General features: G+C 71.3%; 1 protein-coding gene. It reads right to left on the reverse strand.

All coding sequences use genetic code 11. The annotated features are described in order from the left end of the window. On the reverse strand, positions 1–1,011 hold a 1,011-nt coding region (locus tag F6Q13_RS17435; RefSeq protein WP_367141357.1), incomplete at its 3' end, for a PGRS repeat-containing protein. Between the last annotated feature and the right edge of the window lie 373 nt (positions 1,012–1,384).

Below are 1,384 nucleotides of genomic sequence, written 5' to 3' on the forward strand. Positions count from 1 at the left end.
GACTCCGGCGCCGGAGTCCCCACCGGCCCCGCCGTCACCGCCGTCACCGTTAGCGCCGGCGTGGCCCAGCAGGCCGCCGGCCGCGCCGTCACCACCGGCGCCGCCGTTGCCGCCGTCGGCGCCGTTACCGCCATTGCCGCCGTTGTCGCCCAGACCGTCATGCACCCCGGCCACACCCGTCGCCCCGGTAGCGCCGATACCACCGGCGCCGCCGGCGCCACCGACACCACCGGCACCGCCGGCGCCGCCATCGCCGAACAGGTTCAGCGTGACGTGCTGGCCCAAGAAGTCGAACGTGCCCATGCCGCCGCCGTCACCGCCGGCCCCGCCGTTACCGCCGACCGAACCGTCACCACCGGTCAAGCCGTTAAGACCGGCCACACCGGCGCCGCCGGCGCCGCCGTTGCCGCCGTTGCCGAAGAACAGCCCACTGGTGCCGCCATCACCGCCGGCCCCACCGTCAGCACCGGCCCCGCCGTTGCCGCCGTCGCCGAACCAGCCGGCGTCACCGCCGTTACCGCCCTGCCCGGCCGCATCGGTGGCGCCGTTGCCGCCGTCGCCGAGCAGCAGCCCGCCGTTACCGCCGGTGGCCGCCGCCAACGTGCTGTCGGGGGTGCCGTTGGCGCCGTTGCAGACCAGATCGAACAAGATGAAGCTGCCGCAGGTCGGCAGGAACGACAGCAGCGACGCCGGATCGGCCGCCGCCGAACTCGCGCCGCCGTCGGAGGCCGCCGGCAACGCCGTCAGGCCGGCGCCCGCAGTGGACAGATCCGACAGCAGGGTCTCCCACCCGCCGGGGGTGGCCAGCCCCGACAGGGCCGCATCCAGCGCGCCCGGGTCGATCGCGTCGGCGGGGTTGATCGCCGCCATCGAGCTGCTGATCGGGTCGACGACCAAGTCGATCAGATCCATCAGGGGGTCGGCGTGCGCGCTCGGCGCGGCCGCCAACGGGTGCAAACCGAACGCCAAAAACGCCCCGGCACCACTGCCGAGGCCAGCGATCCGGCTCATCCGACGCCGGGCGTTGTCCCTACCCGACCGCCGATTCTTCTTCGACTGCTGACCCGACATAAGGTTCCCAACCCTCCCACATAGATATGGACGTGACTGATCTCAGGCGAGACTAAGCGACGGTCTCACCGAAATCAAGGCAGAAGCTAAGCTACCGCCTAAGCGAAACCAAGGACACAGAAACCGACAAAAACACGCACAATTTCCTAGTCCGTGTCCTAGTCCGTGCCGGCGTGTCCACGCGCCGGGCAACGGGGGACCGGAGCGCGCCTTGCCACGAGGGGATCATAACCGCCGCGGCCCGGGAGGCAAACGGTACGACGTGCCTGACGCGAAGATGCGGTGGTGATTGGGCGCGGATGACCGCCCGGCG

This window comes from Mycobacterium sp., from assembly GCF_008709575.1.
Classification (GTDB): Bacteria; Actinomycetota; Actinomycetes; order Mycobacteriales; family Mycobacteriaceae; genus Mycobacterium.